The sequence below is a fragment of the Pandoraea terrae genome, from assembly GCF_902459695.1.
GTDB classification, from domain to species: Bacteria; Pseudomonadota; Gammaproteobacteria; order Burkholderiales; family Burkholderiaceae; genus Pandoraea; species Pandoraea terrae.
Window position 1 is genome coordinate 165,768 of record NZ_CABPRZ010000007.1, and the last position, 16,727, is coordinate 182,494.

The following is a 16,727-nucleotide window of genomic DNA, read 5'->3' on the forward strand; positions in this document are numbered from 1 at the left end:
CTGACGCAGCGATTCAGGCATTGTAGCGACAAGTGGTTTTACAATGACGCGTTTGCCCGGTGCCGCGCGCGGCCGCATCGGTTCACGTTTCGATTGCCGTTACCCCAAGGAGGTTCACGCCACCCATGCGTTCGTCCCGATCCCTCTGCGCCACCGCGCTGTGCGCCGTCCTTTGCAGCGCCCTGGTTCTCGCCACGCCGAGTCACGCCCGCTCCGCCCGCAAGGCGCACGCCACCCAAACTGCGCGTGTGCCGGCGGCTACCGGGCTGCCCGCCGAACTGAACCGGCTGCTCGCGGTCAACAAGCTGCCCGCGAGTCACGTGAGCGTGGTCGTCGCACGGGTCGACAATCCGCTGCGCACGCGCGGGCAAGGGCCCGAGCCGCTGGTCTGGCTCAACGCCGATGCGCCGCGCAACCCCGCCTCGACGATGAAGCTGGTCACGAGCGCCGCCGCGCTGGACCTGCTCGGCCCCGATTACCGCTGGCGCACCATGGCCTATACAGATGGCCAGATCGATGCGCGCGTCTTGCATGGCAACCTGTACATCAAGGGCACGGGCGATCCGAAGCTGGTACCGGAAGAGATGGAAAAGTTCGTCGCGGAGCTCCATCGCGCCGGCATCGACGAGATCCAGGGCGACCTGGTGCTCGACCGCAGCGCCTATGATCCCGATATCGGCGTGACCCCCACGATCGACGGGGGCGACGACCGACCGTACAACGTTCCGCCCGATGCATTGCTGTATTCGTTCAAGGCCCTGAGCTTCAATTTCTCCGGCAATGCCGACGGCACCGTCGACGTCACTGCCCTGCCCCCGCTTGCGCATCTGACCATCGACAACGACCTCAGCGCCAGTCAGGGCGGCTGCGGCGACTGGTTGGGCAAGATCCATCCCGATATCCGCGAACAGCCTGACGGTTCCCTGGTCGCCCATTTCTCGGGAACCTATGCGCTGGCGTGCGACGCAAAGGACTGGGCGGTGGCCGCCCCCGATCGCGACCGCTTCTTCCTCGGCGGCTTCCTTGCCCTGTGGCAGGCCTCGGGCGGCAAGCTCACCGGCAATGTGCGCAGCGGCCTCGTATCGCCGGGCGCGCGCCTGATCGCCACGCATCGCGGCCAGACGCTTGCGGAGGTTGTGCATGACATGAACAAGTTCAGCAACAACGTGATGGCGCGTCAGTTGTTCCTGTCGCTCGGCCTGCGCGATGACAAGGCGCCGGCCAGCCTCACGAAGTCACGCCGCATCCTCGCGCAGTGGCTCGACGAGAACGATCTGCCGATGCCCGGCCTCGTCGTCGACAACGGTTCGGGACTTTCGCGCGACGAACGCATCAGCGCCGCCAGCCTCGCACGTTTGTTACAGCACGCCATGAACGGGCCGACGGCGCAAGTGTTTGTGGAATCGATGCCGGTGGTCGGTGTCGACGGCACGATGCGAAACCGGCTCGCGGACAGCGACGCCGCCGGCAATGCGCACATCAAGACCGGTACGCTCGAAGATGTGCGCGCCGTCGCCGGTTACGTCGGCACGCGCACCGGCAGTACCTATGTCGTGGTCTCGCTCGTCAACGATCCGCGGGCCGGGGCTTCGCGGCCGTTCAACGACGCCCTGATCGATTGGGTGTACCGCACCGCCCCATGAGATTCGAAGAACCCCTCTAGCCATGCGATGGCGAGTGCCGTTCTGCGTCAGAATGGACGCTCGCACGGTGACACGGCGGTCGATGGAGAACCGCCGGCCCGCATCGCTTTCGTGAGGAGACGAAATCCATGGGTATCGAACTCGTTCTGCTGGCGCTCGCGCCGGTATTCCTGCTGTGCATCGGCGTCGAGGCATGGTACTGGCGCAGCCGCCGGCCCGGCATGTACAGCCTGAAGGACACCGTCAGCAATGCGGCGCTTGCGCTCATGCATCAAGGCGCCGACAAGGTCGCGTGGCTATTCGTCGTGCCGCTCTATGCGTGGGTCTACGATCATCACCGCATTTATACGATGCCGTCGGGCTGGCTCGGCTTCGTCGCGCTGTTCGTGGCGCAGGATTTTCTCTACTACGTGTTCCACCGCACCAGTCATCGCGTTCGCTGGCTCTGGGCTGCGCACGTCGTTCATCATTCGTCGGAGCGGCTCAATCTGTCGACGGCGTTTCGTCAAAGTTTGATGTACCCGGTCGCGGGCATGTGGCTTTTCTGGTTGCCGATGGCGTGGCTCGGATTTACGCCCGTGCAGATTGTCGGCGTGGTGCTGCTCAATCTGGCGTTCCAGTTTTTTGTCCACACGCAGGCGGTGCCGAAGCTCGGCTGGCTCGAGCGAGTGCTGAACACGCCGTCAATCCACCGGGCGCATCATGCGCGCAATCCGCGTTATATCGACCGCAATTACGCAGGCGTGCTGGTGATCTGGGACCGGATGTTCGGGTCGTTTGTCGAGGAAGATGAAAACGAACCTTGCGAGTATGGCATCGTCGATCAGATTCATACGCACAATCCGCTGACGCTGACGTTTCATGAATGGGGCGCCATGGCCCGCGACGCCTTTGCGCTGCCCGGCTGGCGCAACAAGACGATGGCCTTGTTCGGGCCGCCGGAGTGGCGGCGATCCGCCACGGCCGAAAGCACGCCGGCCGACCGCCCGATGACGCAACACTGACGGTGAGCCCGGCCACACCGCAGCCTATTTTCCGACGCCCGTTTTAAATTGAATGGCCTAGGTGTGCAGCAGCAAAACTGCTACCATCGTCCGGTCGGTTCATCGGGGAAAATAATGAAAAAAGTTGCACTGATCACGGGTGTTACCGGGCAGGATGGCGCTTACCTCGCCGAATTCCTGCTGGCGAAAGGTTACCTCGTGCACGGGATCAAACGCCGCACGTCACTCTTCAACACGGACCGGATCGATCATCTGTATCAGGATCCCCATGAATCCGAGCGGAACCTGATCCTTCATCATGGTGACATGACGGACTCGTCGAGCCTGATTCGCATCATTCAGGCAATTCAGCCGGATGAGATCTACAATCTGGCCGCGCAAAGCCACGTGGCAGTATCGTTCGAAGAGCCCGAATACACGGCTAACGCCGACGCGCTGGGCGCCCTGCGGGTGCTCGAAGCCATCCGAATCGCGGGCCTGACCCACAAGACCCGCTTCTATCAGGCATCGACATCCGAACTGTTCGGCAAAGTGCAGGAAGTGCCGCAACGCGAAACCACGCCGTTCTATCCGCGCAGCCCGTACGCGGCCGCCAAGCTGTACGCCTACTGGATCACGGTGAACTACCGCGAAGCATACGGCATGTACGCCTGCAATGGCATTCTCTTCAATCACGAGTCGCCGTTGCGCGGGGAGACGTTCGTCACGCGCAAGATCACGCGAGCCCTCGCACGTATCTCGCTGGGGCTGCAGGATTGCCTGTACCTCGGCAATCTCGATTCCTTGCGCGATTGGGGACACGCGCGCGATTACGTCGAAATGCAATGGCTGATGCTGCAACAAACCGTGCCGGAAGACTACGTGATCGCCACCGGCGAGCAACACAGCGTACGTGAGTTCGTCACGCTCGCGGCCCGGGAACTCCGGATCGCGCTCGCGTGGCAAGGCCAAGCCGAAAGCGAATCGGCCGTGGTGGTCGACGCCGGATCGAATACCGGCGTGCGCGCAGGCGATGTCATCGTCCGGGTCGATCCGCGCTATTTCCGTCCAACGGAGGTCGAAACGCTTCTCGGCGATGCAAGCAAGGCACGCGCGCAGCTTGGCTGGCGGCCAACGACGCCGTTCCCTGCGCTGGTTGCGGAAATGGTCGCAAACGATCTGATTGACGCGCGCCGCGATGCGCTCGTCAAATCTCACGGATTTGCCGTGCACGAACACAAGGAGTAGTCCGTGCCTTCCAACGACCAACAACGCGTGTTCGTTGCGGGCCATCGCGGCATGGTCGGGTCGGCCATCGTGCGCCGGCTTGCACAAGATCCTGGCATCGAACTGATCGTACGCAGTTCAGCGGAACTCGATTTGACCGATCAGGCTGCGGTGCGTGCATTCTTTGCGGACATGCAAATCGATCAGGTGTACATGGCCGCGGCGAAAGTCGGCGGCATTCATGCCAATCACACGTATCCGGCGGAGTTCATCTATCAGAACCTGATGATCGAGGCGAATGTCATCCACGAGGCATGGCGGGCCGGGGTGAACCGGCTGCTGTTCCTTGGATCGTCGTGCATTTACCCCAAGCACGCGACACAACCGATGACCGAAGCCGCACTGCTCACGGGCGTGCTGGAGGAGACCAACGAGCCCTATGCCATCGCCAAGATTGCGGGCATCAAGCTGTGCGAGTCTTATCACCGTCAGTACGGGGCCGACTACCGCAGCCTGATGCCAACCAATCTGTATGGCCCCGGCGATAATTTCCACCCCGAGAACAGCCACGTCATCCCCGCATTGATGCGGCGTTTTCACGAAGCCAAGTTGAGTGGGGTATCGCACACGCGCCTCTGGGGTTCCGGCCAGGCCCGCCGCGAATTCCTGCATGTCGACGACCTCGCCGCCGCATCCGTGCGGGTGATGAACGTGCCGCGCGACACCTATTGGGCAGTCGCATCACCCCGCTGCTCGCATCTGAACGTGGGCTGCGGCATTGACCTGCCCGTGCGGGAATTGGCGGAAATCATTGCCGAAGTCGTCGGGTTCGATGGCGAACTCGAGCACGATCTGACGAAGCCGGACGGCACGCCACGCAAGCTCCTGTCGATCGACAAGCTGGCTTCGTTTGGCTGGCGGCCTGAGATCCCGCTCAAGTCAGGGCTCGCCAGCACGTATGCATGGTTCCTCGCCAACGGCGATCGGGCGCGTACCGGCGGATAGCGGTGACTGGCGCCGGGTCTGCGCCGGCGCAGTCACCGTCTATCGGTCTCCCCCGTCTGCGCTTCATACTGCTCGGGCCGTTCGGCACACCGATGCGGCTTCGGCAGCCCGGTACGCGCGTTGAGATCGGCCTCGAACCTCGCAAGCACGGCTTCGCGCGACAGGACAGCGAGCGCATATTCACGCGCGGCAGCGCCCAGATGTTGTCGGCGTTGCGGGTCATCCGCAAGCGCCGAGATGGCGCGGGTCAAGGCTCGCACATCACCCGGCGGCACCACCACACCACGCGCAGACACGACATCGTGCAACTCCGTGCCGCGCGCCGCCATGGCCACCACGGCTCGCGCACTGGCGAACATTCCCGTCAGCTTGGACGGCATGACCAGATCGGCGGCGTCGGCACGCTGCGGCAAAACGTGGATGTCCGCAAGATTCAGCAGCGCATTCAAGCGATCCGACGGTTGCAATGGCAAGAAGCGGCAATTCGGCAAGCCCGAGCAAGCGTGCTCAAGTGCCGCCCTCCATGAACCATCCCCACAGAAGACGAACGTCATGTTGCCTCGCCCTTGCAATGCGAGCGCTGCGGCTGCCAACACCTCCAGCCCCTGTTTTGCCCCCATGTTGCCGGCGTACAGGACAACACAGTGGTCCGCCGGAATCCCGAGTTGCCCACGATAAACGCTGACCGTGTCCAACGGCGCGATGTCGTTGGTGTCAACCCAATTCGGGAAATGCGCCAGCCGGACCGGCGAGACGCCCTTGCGCAGGGCATGGCCCATCATTTTCTCCGAGATGGTCGACACGACGTCGAAGCGGCGCAACACAGCGCGCTCCAGCCAGCGCACCGCGCCCCGCATCGCGCCGCCCTTGAGCAGACCGAGGCCGAACGCCGCATCGACCTCGAAGTCCTGGATATGAAGCCAGGCGCGCGCCCCGGTCATTCGTGCGGTCAACCAACCCGCCGGCGCATTGGCCAGGCTCGGCGCGACACAAAATACGACATCGGGACGCCAGGCAAGCTGACGGACCAGCAGCGGCAAGCTGCTGAGCGCAAAACTGGCCAGATGCAGTAACCGCGTGAGTCCCGTCGGCGCCGACGGCACCCAGAGCGGCGCCCGCCAGAGCGTGACGCCAGCCCTGTGCTCCTTGACGTAGCGCCACGACGCGTAGCCCGGCGATACCCGCCACGCAGGGTAGTAAGGCGGCGCGCACACGGCGCGCACCTCGTGCCCGCGCGCGGCAAGATACTCGCTCATCTCCGTGGAGTATTTGCCGATGCCCGTCAACTCCGGCGCGTAGTTCAATCCATAGATCAGGATCTTCATTCAGCCCCCGCGCGTCGACGCGCCGTCGTTTCGTTATCCTGCATTACCCTGCATCCCGACCTTTTCGGATAAGATGACCCCACAAGAATACGCGGTCGCCACGACGGTAGCGCGATCCATTTATTGGCGGGGATGGCATGACGACTCAGCACGATGCAACGGCTGTCGACGACGCGGCGCATGCCGGCGTTGTCTATCAGGATCTTTCTTCCTTCCGCGTACCCGCCGGTTTTCGCGGACGCCCTGCGTGGTTCGTGCAATTGTGGTGGTGTGTGCAAGCGCTGCTGTTCCGCACGTCGCCGCGCGTCTGCAACGGGTGGCGCCGAATGTTGCTGCGCCTGTTCGGGGCGCGCGTCGGCAAGCACGTCATCATCCGCCCTTCGGCGCACGTGACCTACCCCTGGAAAATCTCGATCGGCGATTACGCCTGGATCGGTGAGGATGTCACGCTGTACAGCCTCGGCCCCATCGATATCGGCGCCCACTCGGTGGTATCGCAAGGCACCTACGTCTGCGCCGGGGATCACGACTATCGCTTGCCTGACTTTCCGATCCGGGGTCCCGCAGTGCGCATCGGCGACCAGGTGTGGATCGCCAGCGGGGTATTTGTTGCCCCGGGCGCGTGCGTGGCCGACGGCGCCGTCGTGGGCGCGCGCAGCACCGTGGTCGGCCAGCTTCCCGCCGCAATGGTCTGTCTCGGCAATCCGGCGCGGCCAGTCCGACCGCGCCGTCCGGCGAACACGTAACCGCGCACGTACTCTCCCCCGGTTCATTTGCGAGCGCCCCAAAGATGGTCCGAGCTCGCATAGTTTTGCGCGCCGCCATAGAGACGGCCGCTATCGTAGAGACTCCCGGCGTCCCAGGCGGGTGTGCCCTGCGGCGCTTGCGGTGTTGCCGCAATGCGCGGCGCGATGGCTCGCTGCGCCTGGCGCTTGCGCTGCATGGCGGTCGAGCCAGGTTTGACGATTCCCACGATATCCCCCGACTCACCGCGCGCGCCCGTGCCGGGTGCGGGCAATCGCTTCGGCACGTCATTACGTGCGCCCGGAAAAACCGACGCCGACAGCGGCATGCCGACACTGGACATGTCCTGGGCACTCGCCAAAGCTGGCACCGTGCCCATTCCCCCCATGGTGGCCAGGAGCCAGAACAGCAGGCCGTTACGGCCACCGGTGATCCGGAAATCGGACATGACAATCCCCCCGAGGTGACAGGAACTGGCGATTCGCCAGCGGCAGCGCACGCGCCTCATACGGTCCGCCGCGCATCAGCAGGCGGCGCCGTTGCGGCCGCGCCTGCCGGCACAACCCGGTCCCGCCAATACAGGAACGGCAATTCGATCAGACGTGTCATCGCATAGCCCACGCTTACGGCAATCGACAACTGCAGCAGCAACACCGACCACCACACCCACTCGACCGGCATGCCAAGCGAGTTTGTCCACGCGATGTATCGTGTCCCGGGCATCAGCGCCAGTGAATGCCAGAGGTAGATTCCGTAGGAATACTGTCCGAGCCACGCAACCCAACGATAGCCGCGGGTCGTCCGCCAAGACCCGCTGTGTTCCAACGTCAGCACGATCAAAGCGCAGTATCCCACCGCCTGCACGCTGTAGCCGATCGAACGATCGATCACGGGATCCCGCCCCAAGGTCAGCAGCCACGCCAGCAGGCACAGCACCGTCATCACCAGCACGCCTCGGCGTCTGGCCAGCGCGGCATATCTTTGGGGTTTCAGCCAGTAGCAAGCGGCGACCAAGGTTCCGAACAGCAGACTGTCGATGCGATATTGCGTATGGGCGAAAGCCGCCTGCAAGTCGCCGCGCCCCACCGCTGCGGCACGCGCCAATAGCACCGCCACACAGATCGCCCCCAGACTCGCGATGACTGCATTGCTGCCAAGTTTGCGGCGCACGAATATGAGCAGCAGCACCGGCAACAGCAAATAGAAGTGCTCCTCGATGGCAAGGCTCCACGTCTGCGTAATCGACGACCCCAAGTAATTTTGGACATGCAACGCGTTCTGCATCAGGAATCCGTCCGTCGGGTGCCTCCCCGCAATCCAGTGGAACAGAAGCAAAGCGTAATAGGCCGGCCAAATCTTGAAGATACGCCGCACAATGAAACGCCCGGCCTCGACCCGGCCGGCTGCATACTGGCGCAGCAGTAGTCCTCCCACCAGAAAGCCGCTCAGGGCAAAGAAAAGATTGACGCCTTCGTGGCCGAAACTTTTCAGCGGAAACGCGAGGGCGGCGAGCAGGCCGTCCCCGGTATCGGGTACGCGGAAATGCGCCCCCATCACGGCAAGAATGGCCAACCCGCGCACAAAGTCCAGCTCGATGCGGCGGCCACCGGTATCGACGCGCAGCAGTTTCCGTATCAGCATGGCCCTGCCTCGCTCATCACGGTGTCGTGACGCGCCTGTCCGACGCCGCCGTCATGAGACGACGCCGTGGCCAGCAGCGCGCTCAGGCGGGCGGCGGCATCTTCGATCCGAAAGGATTGCTCGAAGCACGCACGCGCAGCGGCTCGCATTGCCTGACGGCGCTGCGCTGTCGTATCGCCCACCCAGTCCATAAGGGCTTCCGTCACGCCAGCCTCGGTGTCAGCACAAATCCTGCCAGCCCCTGCCCGGACGATTTCACGCCAGATGTTCACCTGCTCGGAGATGATCACCGGCGTACCCGATGCGAGTGCCTCGACCACGGCGATACCGAAGTTTTCCTGATGCGAGGGCAAAACGAATACCTCTGCGGCTTGTAGTGCCCCCCATTTGATCGCCCCTTCAAGCATGCCTGTCCAGACGATCCGGTCCGCGATGTCCAGATCATGCGCCAGGCGCTCAAGCGATGCCCGCTCGGCCTCAGCGCCCGGGCCGGCCATCACAAGGCGGATATCGCAGTCCAGCACAGTTGCCTCGGCAAACGCCTTCAGTAGCAGATCGCACCCTTTCTTCTCATGAAGCCGTCCGAGAAACAGGACAACCCGCTTGCCGCGAAGCGCCGGAAAGGCCCTCAGGAAAACGTCGCTGGAGGCAACCCATTGCTGCGGCACACCACCGATGCCGAACCCGGTCACAGTCAGCAGACTGCCGCTATTCGCGAGAAACGGACGGCGCGCCAGTTCACATTCACCCGCGCACGTGAAGAGCACGGCCTTGGCGCGCCGAAACACAAACGCCTCCGCGAGCGCCCAGTAGACACGCTTCTTCAGATGCTTGCGCGGATACGTCCGCTGAAACCACGGGTCCAGCATGCCGTGCGGAAACACATAGAGCGGCGTCGCGCTGCCAAGCACCCCCAGCCACGCCGCCACGCTGTGGAACTGCCAGATGCCATGCACGATAACGGCATCGAAGCGATGGGCATGGGCGCGTATCCAGCGCACCAGCTTCGGACAAAGTCCGTAGAATCCCAAACCACGCCCCAGCCTGTGAACGATACCGTCGATATGCGTGACCGCTGACGCGGCCGGCGCGTCGAGGCAAACCACTTCGCTGACGCAGCCAAGCGGCCGCATGTGATTGACCAGCTGCACCACCGCCTCGGCCACACCGCCCGCCGCTCTTGCCAAGGTAGGCAGTACGTGCAATATCCGCTGGGCCGGTTCGCACACGGGTTGAAGACAATGGTCATCGGTCGGCGTCACAGGACCCCTCTGGTCGTTTTTGGGCACGCTCATGGCAACTCCGTGACAGGCCGCTTCCCGTTTGCCGGGCGGACCAGGAAATCGGCAAGTTGCCGGCCGATCGCCGCGATGCTGAATCGCTCGATCACACGTGTGCGCCCTGCCGCCGCGACGCGGGCGTGTGTCGCCGGATCGGCGGCAATGGCGATCATTTGCGCGGCAAGCCCCTGGGCGGTGGCTTCGCGCAGCACGACAGCCGTGGCGCCATCGAATATCCGGCCAATATCGCTCACATCGGTCGTCAGGACGAGCAAGCCGTTGGCGGCAAACTCGATGACCTTGGACGGAAACGTGGTTGCCGATAGCGAGCTCACCGGCATGCGTAGCGACAGGCCTACCTGTGACGCCCTCAGCGCGGCAAGGTATTCCGTCGGCCCGACGTCCTGCCGTACGTCGACGACGACGCCGCTCAAGCGAACATCGGCCGCCAGCGCTTCAAGTTCCTCCGTTGCGCCGAAGCCCGTAATCAGAAACCGGATCCGTGCCGCAAGCTGCGGATGTTCGCGCGCGATCTGGCGAACGGCATCGACAAATATCGGCAAGCCCGTGCCCGCTTCGATGGTCCCGCCGTAAAGAAACGTCACCGGCCCGTCGAAATCCGGCGGCAATGCCGGACCGGACAGCGCGACGCCGTTGATGACACAGGCGTCGGTCACGCCGAGCGAGGCCGCCAGTTGGTGAGACACGACAATCGCACGCGGGCTGCACAGGCGGCGCAACACGCGAAAACTCCAGCGCGTGATACGTGCGCGAGCGCCGGGCTCGTCGGCACGCGGCCCGTCTTCGATATCCATGATCAGCCGTTCGGCGCCGTAGCGGCAACGAAGCCAGGCAGCCGCAAGCAGATACTCGGGAAAAAAATTGTAGAAGACGACAGTATCGTCCGCGCGAATTCGCCTGACGGCAAACCAAAGGTAAAGCAAACCGGACCAGAGACGATTCCAGCCACGCATGCGCACGACCGGCAGATACACACATGCCATGCCATCGTCCCGGCAGACGCGCCCGCCGAAGCCCCACCGCCGTCGCTCCCGCGTTACGATCGGCGAACTCACGACAACGGCACGCCGCCCTTGGCTACGGAGACCGGCGGCCATGCCGGCAACTTTGTGCGACGCCGCGCCCACCTGCGATGCGCCTGCCGTCCAACGGTGGTAGCCGGACATCGACACCGGTGCGAAGAAGAAGTGTCTCGACATTCAATGAATCTCCCGCATCGAAGAAAGCCGGGGGCCGTCTGCGCGATCCCTTGCGCATCGCGCAACCTGGATCGCGAAGACGTACATGAACAACTTGTCGAAATCGAGCGCCGCCCCGTTCTGCGACATCAACAGGAACAGGAAGATCGCCGACAGGCCACCGCCCGCCGTCCGCCATAAGAGCACCATCAATGGCGCGCTCATCCAGCCGTACTGATAGACAAGATTGAACACGCCGCTATGGAACGGCGCGTCGTCGAACGGACCGATCAGGCCGATCTGTTTGAAATAGGTCTGCGCAACTGTCAATGCCATGCCGAACGGCGCCTCCGTCAACACGTGAAACATCACGCCAAGCGGCTGAACGACCCGGATCAGGGTCGACGTGTCGGACCCCGAGAGGATCAGCGCCAGCCGGCCCGACCCTTCACCCGCGAACACGAACAACGCAATCACCAGCAGCATGCCGGCCGCCGGCATCAGCAGCAGCATCCCCCGGAAGCGCCCCCACCGGAACAGCACCGCAATCAGCACATTGGACAAGATGCCGAACGCCGTGTGAGCCATCGCGCATGTCGATATCGCCACGACGGTTGCGGCCAGGCGTCCGCGTCCGCGCAATGTATGCAGGCAAAGGAAATGCAGGAACAGCGCAACACCTCCCAGATAAGACGGCTCGGAGTATCCCGCCGACGGCCGCACCGTCCATTGGTAGCCGTGTTCGGCGGCATGGGTCACCCAGGTGTCCGCCAGCGAGACATCGCCGTTGTTGACGAACCACCAACTGGGCGCGACGATCGGGATGCCGTTCGCCGACGCGACTGCCTGCACGGCCGTCAAGATCGCCAAAGCCATCATCACGCCGAGCGGCCACCTGCCGTCGAGATGGCGGTAGCCGGGCTGGACACGCGCCGACAAAAACCAGAACAACACGACGAGTCCGCCGGAAATTCGGAATTCGCGCAGCAGGTTCGGTTCCACGGAAATGTTCAAGGCGCCCCATATCAGGCTCAGGCTCATCGCGGCCATCGTCAGCAGCGTCGCACCGACCGCGATGTGCCCACGCGTGCGAATCAGCATCCAGCCGAACAGGAGCGCGGCGATCGAAGCGAAATAGTTCAAGCCGTACTGGATGAACGGCACCAACAAGAGCGCGCCGTGAAGATAGTCGGCATGTCGTGGCGTACGGAGCGAGCCGGCGCCGGACGATGCGATGTGCATCCATGCGGTGTGCCGGGATGCCAAGGCGCGGCGGCTCATGCGGGCACCGAAGCGGTTTCGACACGGCGCAGCTTCAGCGACCGGCCGTACAACGCCCTGCCCCAACGCGCGCCCAGCAACCCGACGGCAAACCAGAAGCCGGCATGTATCGAAAAACGGTCCGCCGCAAACGCCCTGCCGAAGAACCGGAGCGCGGTGAAATAGCCCCTGCCGAGTGCCGCCTTGCCGTTTTCAATCAATGCCGCAACCGTTACGCGCCGTCGGAATTCTCTGAAATCGGCGTGCTCGCTCATCTCCTTTCCCCATTTGGCCTCGATTGCGGCCAGCCCGGCGGCCCGCCGCTCGAGGTTCACGCTCGTACGGTCGCCGTGGTGTTGTACGAAGGTCGCGAGCGCTTCGCCGACACAACCGAAGTCGCCGAATGACAGGCAACGAAGCCACATGTCGAAGTCTTGGAAACTGGCGAGCGATTCGTCGAACAGCCCTGCATTCTTGAGCACCGCGGTCCGGACCATGACAAGACTCGTCGACGTCGGGCATTCGCCGCGCAACGCAAGCGTGCGTGTCAGCAATGGATGGCGCGTACGGCATCGCCGTGCGTGGCCGAAGCCGACATCGATGAAGTCGCAGTAGGCGCCGGCCAGCGGTGCGCGCTCGAGCAGGGCGACCTGTTGCCGAAGCTTGCCCGGCAACCAGCCGTCGTCGTCGTCGAGAAACGCAACGAACTCGCCTCGCGCGCAAAGGATGCCGGTATTGCGCGCGCCGCACGCGCCCTTGCGTCGCGTGTTCGGCATCACGGTGACCGCCTCGCCGAAATCGGCCAGCACCTGACGCACGGCGCGCTGCTCATGCGCTTGCGTGTTGTCGTCGATCACCAGGATTTCGACGTGCGGGTAATCCTGCGCGAGCGCGGTCAGGACGGCGCGTCGGACCATCGACGCACGCCGGCAGGTCGGGATGATGACGGTGACCAGGGGAAGGGTCATGGATCGCTCCTTCGATGTCAGGCGAGCCGCAGCGCGCGGCGTAATGCGCCCATCTGCTCAGGCGAGAACCGGCTGACGTGCCACAGGCCGTACGCTGTGCCCAGCGCGCCCGCGACAAGCAGACGAACGGCGCCGGGCCAACCGAACGGCGCGACGGTCCGGTTGACCACCATCGCCACAATGTAGACGCCCCCGCCAAGCAGCACCTGCCAGCGCAATGCGGACAGCAAACGGCTCAGGGGCATCTCGAGCAAACGCGCGGTGGCGCCGAGATAGACCGGCGCGCTCAGCAACGTCGCCAACAGATAGCCCGCCGCGATGCCCTGCACGCCGAACCGGGCGCCTGCCAGCCACGCAACGACGTGAACCGTCGCGCCGGCACAGTTGAGCAGCAGCAGCCGGTCGGTCCGGCCCTTTGCCATGAACACCGCGGGGGTAGCGCTGAGCAGGGACTGGACGAAGCCGACCGGCGCAAGCCACAACAGCAATGACGCGACGCCAAGCCATTTGCCGCCAAGCGCGAACATGACGAACGGCTCCCGCAAGGCGACGAGCCCCCCCATCAGAGGCGCCGTAATCAGCGCAACGAACGATACGCTTTGCAGATACGCCGTACGCTGCCGGTCCAGGTCAGATTGACAAGTGCTCAGCACCGGATACAAAGCCTTCGACGCGACCTGCGCGATACTCTGCAACGGGTACAACATGATCTTGAATGCCAGGGAGTAGGGGCCGAGCGCGAGCGCACCCAACATCTTGCCGACGATCATTGAGTCGGCGTTGCGATTGAGGTACATCACGACGTTCGACAACGTGAGATGAGACGAAAACGCGAGAATACTCCGGGCCTCCCGGCCATCCCACCCCAAGCTCGGCCGCCAGGCAGACGCGAGAAAGTATTGCGCGGACGATACGGTCGAATGGACCAGCGCCTGGATCACGAGACTCGCGACGCCACAGCCGAGCCGCGCGGCAACGATCGCCGCGCACATGCCCGAGGCATACGACACGACGTCCGTGCGTGCCACCGTCCTGAATTGCGACCTGCGTTCGAGCAACGCCTGATGCACGGCGCCAAAGCTCATGACCGGGAAGGTCAAGGCCACCCCGCACAGAACCGGACGTAACGAAACCGAGTCGAACAGTCGTGCCAAGGGGGCCGAGAAGACGATGATCGTCAGCGCAATGCTCACGCCAACGCCGGTGTTGATCCAGAAAACCGCATTCGCCAGCGCAGCCGACATTTCCCTGGTGCGCACCAACGCGGCCCCCGTCCCCATGTCGCGCAGCAAGCCGGCAAAGTTCCCCACCACCGTCGCGATGGCCATCACGCCAAAATCCGCGGGGCTCAACAAACGGGAAAGCACCGACAGACCGGCAAGTTGAATGACGGTCTTGGCGATCTGCGCGCTGGCGAGCCAGCGCGCGTTGTCGCCGACAGACGGGAATGGGGCGGGCGTGGTTTGCATGACTAACTCGCCTCGAAAACCGGCCGGAACAGCGGACGAAGCCGCTCGCTGCCGCGCCGGCTCAAGTGGTCTCCATCGATATACAGCGGCACAAGCGCATCCGAGCCGAAACAGCGGCCATCGCGGCACAGTCGTGGCACAGGGTCCAACATGTGAACGCCGCAACGCGCTGCGGCCTGACCGATGGCGGTTCGCGCAACCGCATTGCGCCGGGCGTAGCTATCGATCGAGACCGAAACGTCCTCTGCACGCCGGCCGAGGATCAGCGATTTCGCCAGATAGTTCGGCACATCCTCGTTCATTTCGGGAATCGGCAGCAGCACGTAGACCTTGCGAATGCGGGCAAGCGCGCACAGATCGTTCACCAGAAAACTGGCGTAGCGTGCACGGCGCGCCGCCGGGTCGGCGAGCGGGCGCTGGCCGTCGTAACCGATAAGGATGGTCGGATCGGCCACATCATTCTTGCCATCGACGTAGGCCGAGAAGCGGGCCACCATCACCAGCGGGATCGACGCAGGGTATTGCCCCAGCGCAGTATCGACGCGCCGGGCAAAATCGCGGCACGGGCCCTCGACATGTTTGCCAAAACGGCTTGCGCCGACCAACGGCGGGCAGCCCGACGTGCCGTAGAACATGACGCTGGCATCATGCTCCTGCGCGGCCGCGGCGATGCCGGTGATCACCGCATTGCCGTGACTGTCGCCCCACACGATCGCACCAATGCGCGGCGATGTGCCGTATTGGCACCCGATATCCCCGCCGTCGGCAGCAAGCCGATTGACACTTTGTGTCAGGCACTCGGTCCGGCGCGGATCGACATTCCGGCTCTCTGCCGACACCTGCCGGATCTGCTCGGGCAAGCGCACAGCCACACCGTTCGCGACCGTGATGGCCGTGCACGAAGCAATCATGACCACCGGTGCGCTGACCAATATGCCAAGCCCTTGCCAACCGTAGCGCTGACGCATCGCAGCAGCGCGTTGCTCCACCAGTGCATAGGAAAGAAGGCCGAACAGCACGGACAAGACCAGCCCGGCCGCGACGACGGCAGGCTGATGTGCGGGCAGGTCGAGATAGCGAATCAGGACCACGAACGGCCAATGCCATAAGTAGACGGAATAGGACCATCGCCCAAGCGCCTGCATCGGGGCCGCCCGCGAAAATGGGGTGTCACCCGCGTTTGCGGCAATGACGAGGACTGCGCCCAACACCGGCACGAGCGTCATCGGCCCGGGCCAATCGAGCGATTCGCCAAGCGCGATGCCGGACAGCAAGATGGCGGAAAGTCCGGCGCCCTGCAGGCGCGCCGCGGCGCTGGCGCTGAATCGGAACCGGTCGCCGTAGAGCAGGACAAGCCCGCCGGCCACCATTTCCCACGCGCGCGTGGGCAGAAGGAAGAAGTTGGCCTCAGGATGCCGGCGCACCACCACGAGCGCAAGGACAAACGACGCCAGGCCAAGCGCCCACACGACTGTCTGCATCACAGCGCGCGAGCGGCCAAACACACGCGTGCCGAACATCAGTACGAGCGGATACAAGAGGTAGAACTGCCACTCGACCGACAACGACCAGGTGTGCAGCATCCACTTGCTTTGCGACGAGGCATCGAAATAGCCGGACTCCCGCCAATACACGAAATTCGAAATGAACGTCAGCGACGCGCCTGCGTGCTCGGCAAGTAATTTGTAGGCGGCCGGGTACAGATAGAACCAGCCCAATACCACCCACGCCGCCGACAATACGGCCAACGCAGGCACGATCCGCGTAAATCGCGCGAGATAGAAATCCAGCACGCTGAAGCGGCCCGCATCGAGTCGAGCCACGATGATCGACGTCATCAGGTAACCGGAAATCACGAAGAACACGTCGACACCAACGAATCCGCCCCCAAGGAACGGCACCTGAAAATGGAACAGCATGACGAGTCCGACCGCGACACCCCGTAACGCGTTGATATCTCGTCTGAAACGCATGGCGTCGGTC

Annotated in this window: 14 protein-coding genes; 5 read left to right on the forward strand and 9 right to left on the reverse strand. The window is 63.7% G+C overall.

Annotated elements, in window-relative coordinates:
- Nucleotides 1–125 precede the first annotated feature (125 nt).
- The 4 genes from dacB (at nt 126) to fcl (ending at nt 4,858) form a co-directional block, all read left to right on the forward strand.
- A complete protein-coding gene (gene dacB, locus PTE30175_RS10575; protein WP_150697019.1) occupies nt 126–1,643 on the forward strand; it encodes a D-alanyl-D-alanine carboxypeptidase/D-alanyl-D-alanine endopeptidase in 1,518 nt (505 codons plus the stop codon).
- Nucleotides 1,644–1,771: 128 nt separating this feature from the next.
- Nucleotides 1,772–2,647, forward strand: coding sequence for a sterol desaturase family protein (locus tag PTE30175_RS10580; RefSeq protein ID WP_150697020.1), 876 nt, complete (start codon nt 1,772–1,774; stop codon nt 2,645–2,647).
- Nucleotides 2,648–2,761: 114 nt separating this feature from the next.
- Entirely contained in the window at nt 2,762–3,874 is a 1,113-nt protein-coding gene (gene gmd, locus PTE30175_RS10585) for a GDP-mannose 4,6-dehydratase (RefSeq protein WP_150697021.1), read from the forward strand.
- Between the two features lie 3 nt (nt 3,875–3,877).
- Nucleotides 3,878–4,858, forward strand: a complete 981-nt coding sequence (fcl, locus tag PTE30175_RS10590) for a GDP-L-fucose synthase (RefSeq protein WP_150697022.1) — start codon at nt 3,878–3,880, stop codon at nt 4,856–4,858.
- Between the two features lie 32 nt (nt 4,859–4,890).
- Here fcl and PTE30175_RS10595 read toward each other — a convergent pair whose 3' ends face one another.
- Complete coding sequence (locus tag PTE30175_RS10595; RefSeq protein ID WP_150697023.1) at nt 4,891–6,183, reverse strand: glycosyltransferase WbuB; 1,293 nt, start codon at nt 6,181–6,183, stop codon at nt 4,891–4,893.
- A 137-nt stretch (nt 6,184–6,320) separates the two neighbouring features.
- Here PTE30175_RS10595 and PTE30175_RS10600 point away from each other — a divergent pair, with 137 nt between their 5' ends.
- Nucleotides 6,321–6,929 (forward strand): WcaF family extracellular polysaccharide biosynthesis acetyltransferase, encoded by a 609-nt coding sequence (locus PTE30175_RS10600; RefSeq protein WP_150697024.1) that lies wholly within the window; start codon nt 6,321–6,323, stop codon nt 6,927–6,929.
- Nucleotides 6,930–6,952: 23 nt separating this feature from the next.
- Here the strand turns inward: PTE30175_RS10600 and PTE30175_RS10605 are convergent, their stop codons facing one another.
- The 8 genes from PTE30175_RS10605 to PTE30175_RS10640 are packed head-to-tail and all read right to left on the reverse strand — an operon-like array spanning nt 6,953 to nt 16,717.
- Entirely contained in the window at nt 6,953–7,375 is a 423-nt protein-coding gene (locus PTE30175_RS10605) for a hypothetical protein (protein WP_150697025.1), read from the reverse strand.
- A 56-nt stretch (nt 7,376–7,431) separates the two neighbouring features.
- Nucleotides 7,432–8,568, reverse strand: coding sequence for an acyltransferase family protein (locus PTE30175_RS10610; RefSeq protein ID WP_150697026.1), 1,137 nt, complete (start codon nt 8,566–8,568; stop codon nt 7,432–7,434).
- The gene (locus PTE30175_RS10615) at nt 8,562–9,863 is read right to left on the reverse strand and encodes a glycosyltransferase (RefSeq protein ID WP_150697027.1); all 1,302 of its coding nucleotides are present in this window, start codon (nt 9,861–9,863) and stop codon (nt 8,562–8,564) included. The genes PTE30175_RS10610 and PTE30175_RS10615 overlap by 7 nt, the downstream gene beginning before the upstream one ends.
- Nucleotides 9,860–11,068, reverse strand: a complete 1,209-nt coding sequence (locus tag PTE30175_RS10620) for a glycosyltransferase family 4 protein (protein WP_150697028.1) — start codon at nt 11,066–11,068, stop codon at nt 9,860–9,862. Before PTE30175_RS10620 ends, PTE30175_RS10615 begins: the two co-directional genes overlap by 4 nt.
- Complete coding sequence (locus PTE30175_RS10625; protein ID WP_150697029.1) at nt 11,069–12,328, reverse strand: hypothetical protein; 1,260 nt, start codon at nt 12,326–12,328, stop codon at nt 11,069–11,071. It abuts the gene before it with no gap.
- On the reverse strand, nt 12,325–13,275 hold the full coding sequence (locus PTE30175_RS10630) for a glycosyltransferase family 2 protein (RefSeq protein ID WP_150697030.1): 951 nt from the start codon (nt 13,273–13,275) through the stop codon (nt 12,325–12,327). Before PTE30175_RS10630 ends, PTE30175_RS10625 begins: the two co-directional genes overlap by 4 nt.
- Before the next feature lie 17 nt (nt 13,276–13,292).
- On the reverse strand, nt 13,293–14,744 hold the full coding sequence (locus PTE30175_RS10635) for a lipopolysaccharide biosynthesis protein (RefSeq protein ID WP_150697031.1): 1,452 nt from the start codon (nt 14,742–14,744) through the stop codon (nt 13,293–13,295).
- Nucleotides 14,745–14,746: 2 nt separating this feature from the next.
- On the reverse strand, nt 14,747–16,717 hold the full coding sequence (locus PTE30175_RS10640; RefSeq protein ID WP_191628973.1) for an acyltransferase family protein: 1,971 nt from the start codon (nt 16,715–16,717) through the stop codon (nt 14,747–14,749).
- Nucleotides 16,718–16,727 lie beyond the last annotated feature (10 nt).

Excerpts from the sequence above, each read along its gene's own strand:
- PTE30175_RS10640 (WP_191628973.1), bottom strand. The coding sequence starts at position 16,717 with ATGCGTTTCAGACGAGATATCAACGCGTTACGGGGTGTCGCGGTCGGA.
- PTE30175_RS10625 (WP_150697029.1), bottom strand. The coding sequence starts at position 12,328 with ATGAGCCGCCGCGCCTTGGCATCCCGGCACACCGCATGGATGCACATC.
- PTE30175_RS10580 (WP_150697020.1), top strand. The coding sequence starts at position 1,772 with ATGGGTATCGAACTCGTTCTGCTGGCGCTCGCGCCGGTATTCCTGCTG.
- gmd (WP_150697021.1), top strand. The coding sequence starts at position 2,762 with ATGAAAAAAGTTGCACTGATCACGGGTGTTACCGGGCAGGATGGCGCT.
- PTE30175_RS10635 (WP_150697031.1), bottom strand. The coding sequence starts at position 14,744 with ATGCAAACCACGCCCGCCCCATTCCCGTCTGTCGGCGACAACGCGCGC.
- PTE30175_RS10615 (WP_150697027.1), bottom strand. The coding sequence starts at position 9,863 with ATGAGCGTGCCCAAAAACGACCAGAGGGGTCCTGTGACGCCGACCGAT.
- PTE30175_RS10610 (WP_150697026.1), bottom strand. The coding sequence starts at position 8,568 with ATGCTGATACGGAAACTGCTGCGCGTCGATACCGGTGGCCGCCGCATC.
- PTE30175_RS10630 (WP_150697030.1), bottom strand. The coding sequence starts at position 13,275 with ATGACCCTTCCCCTGGTCACCGTCATCATCCCGACCTGCCGGCGTGCG.
- PTE30175_RS10595 (WP_150697023.1), bottom strand. The coding sequence starts at position 6,183 with ATGAAGATCCTGATCTATGGATTGAACTACGCGCCGGAGTTGACGGGC.
- dacB (WP_150697019.1), top strand. The coding sequence starts at position 126 with ATGCGTTCGTCCCGATCCCTCTGCGCCACCGCGCTGTGCGCCGTCCTT.
- PTE30175_RS10600 (WP_150697024.1), top strand. The coding sequence starts at position 6,321 with ATGACGACTCAGCACGATGCAACGGCTGTCGACGACGCGGCGCATGCC.
- PTE30175_RS10605 (WP_150697025.1), bottom strand. The coding sequence starts at position 7,375 with ATGTCCGATTTCCGGATCACCGGTGGCCGTAACGGCCTGCTGTTCTGG.
- PTE30175_RS10620 (WP_150697028.1), bottom strand. The coding sequence starts at position 11,068 with ATGTCGAGACACTTCTTCTTCGCACCGGTGTCGATGTCCGGCTACCAC.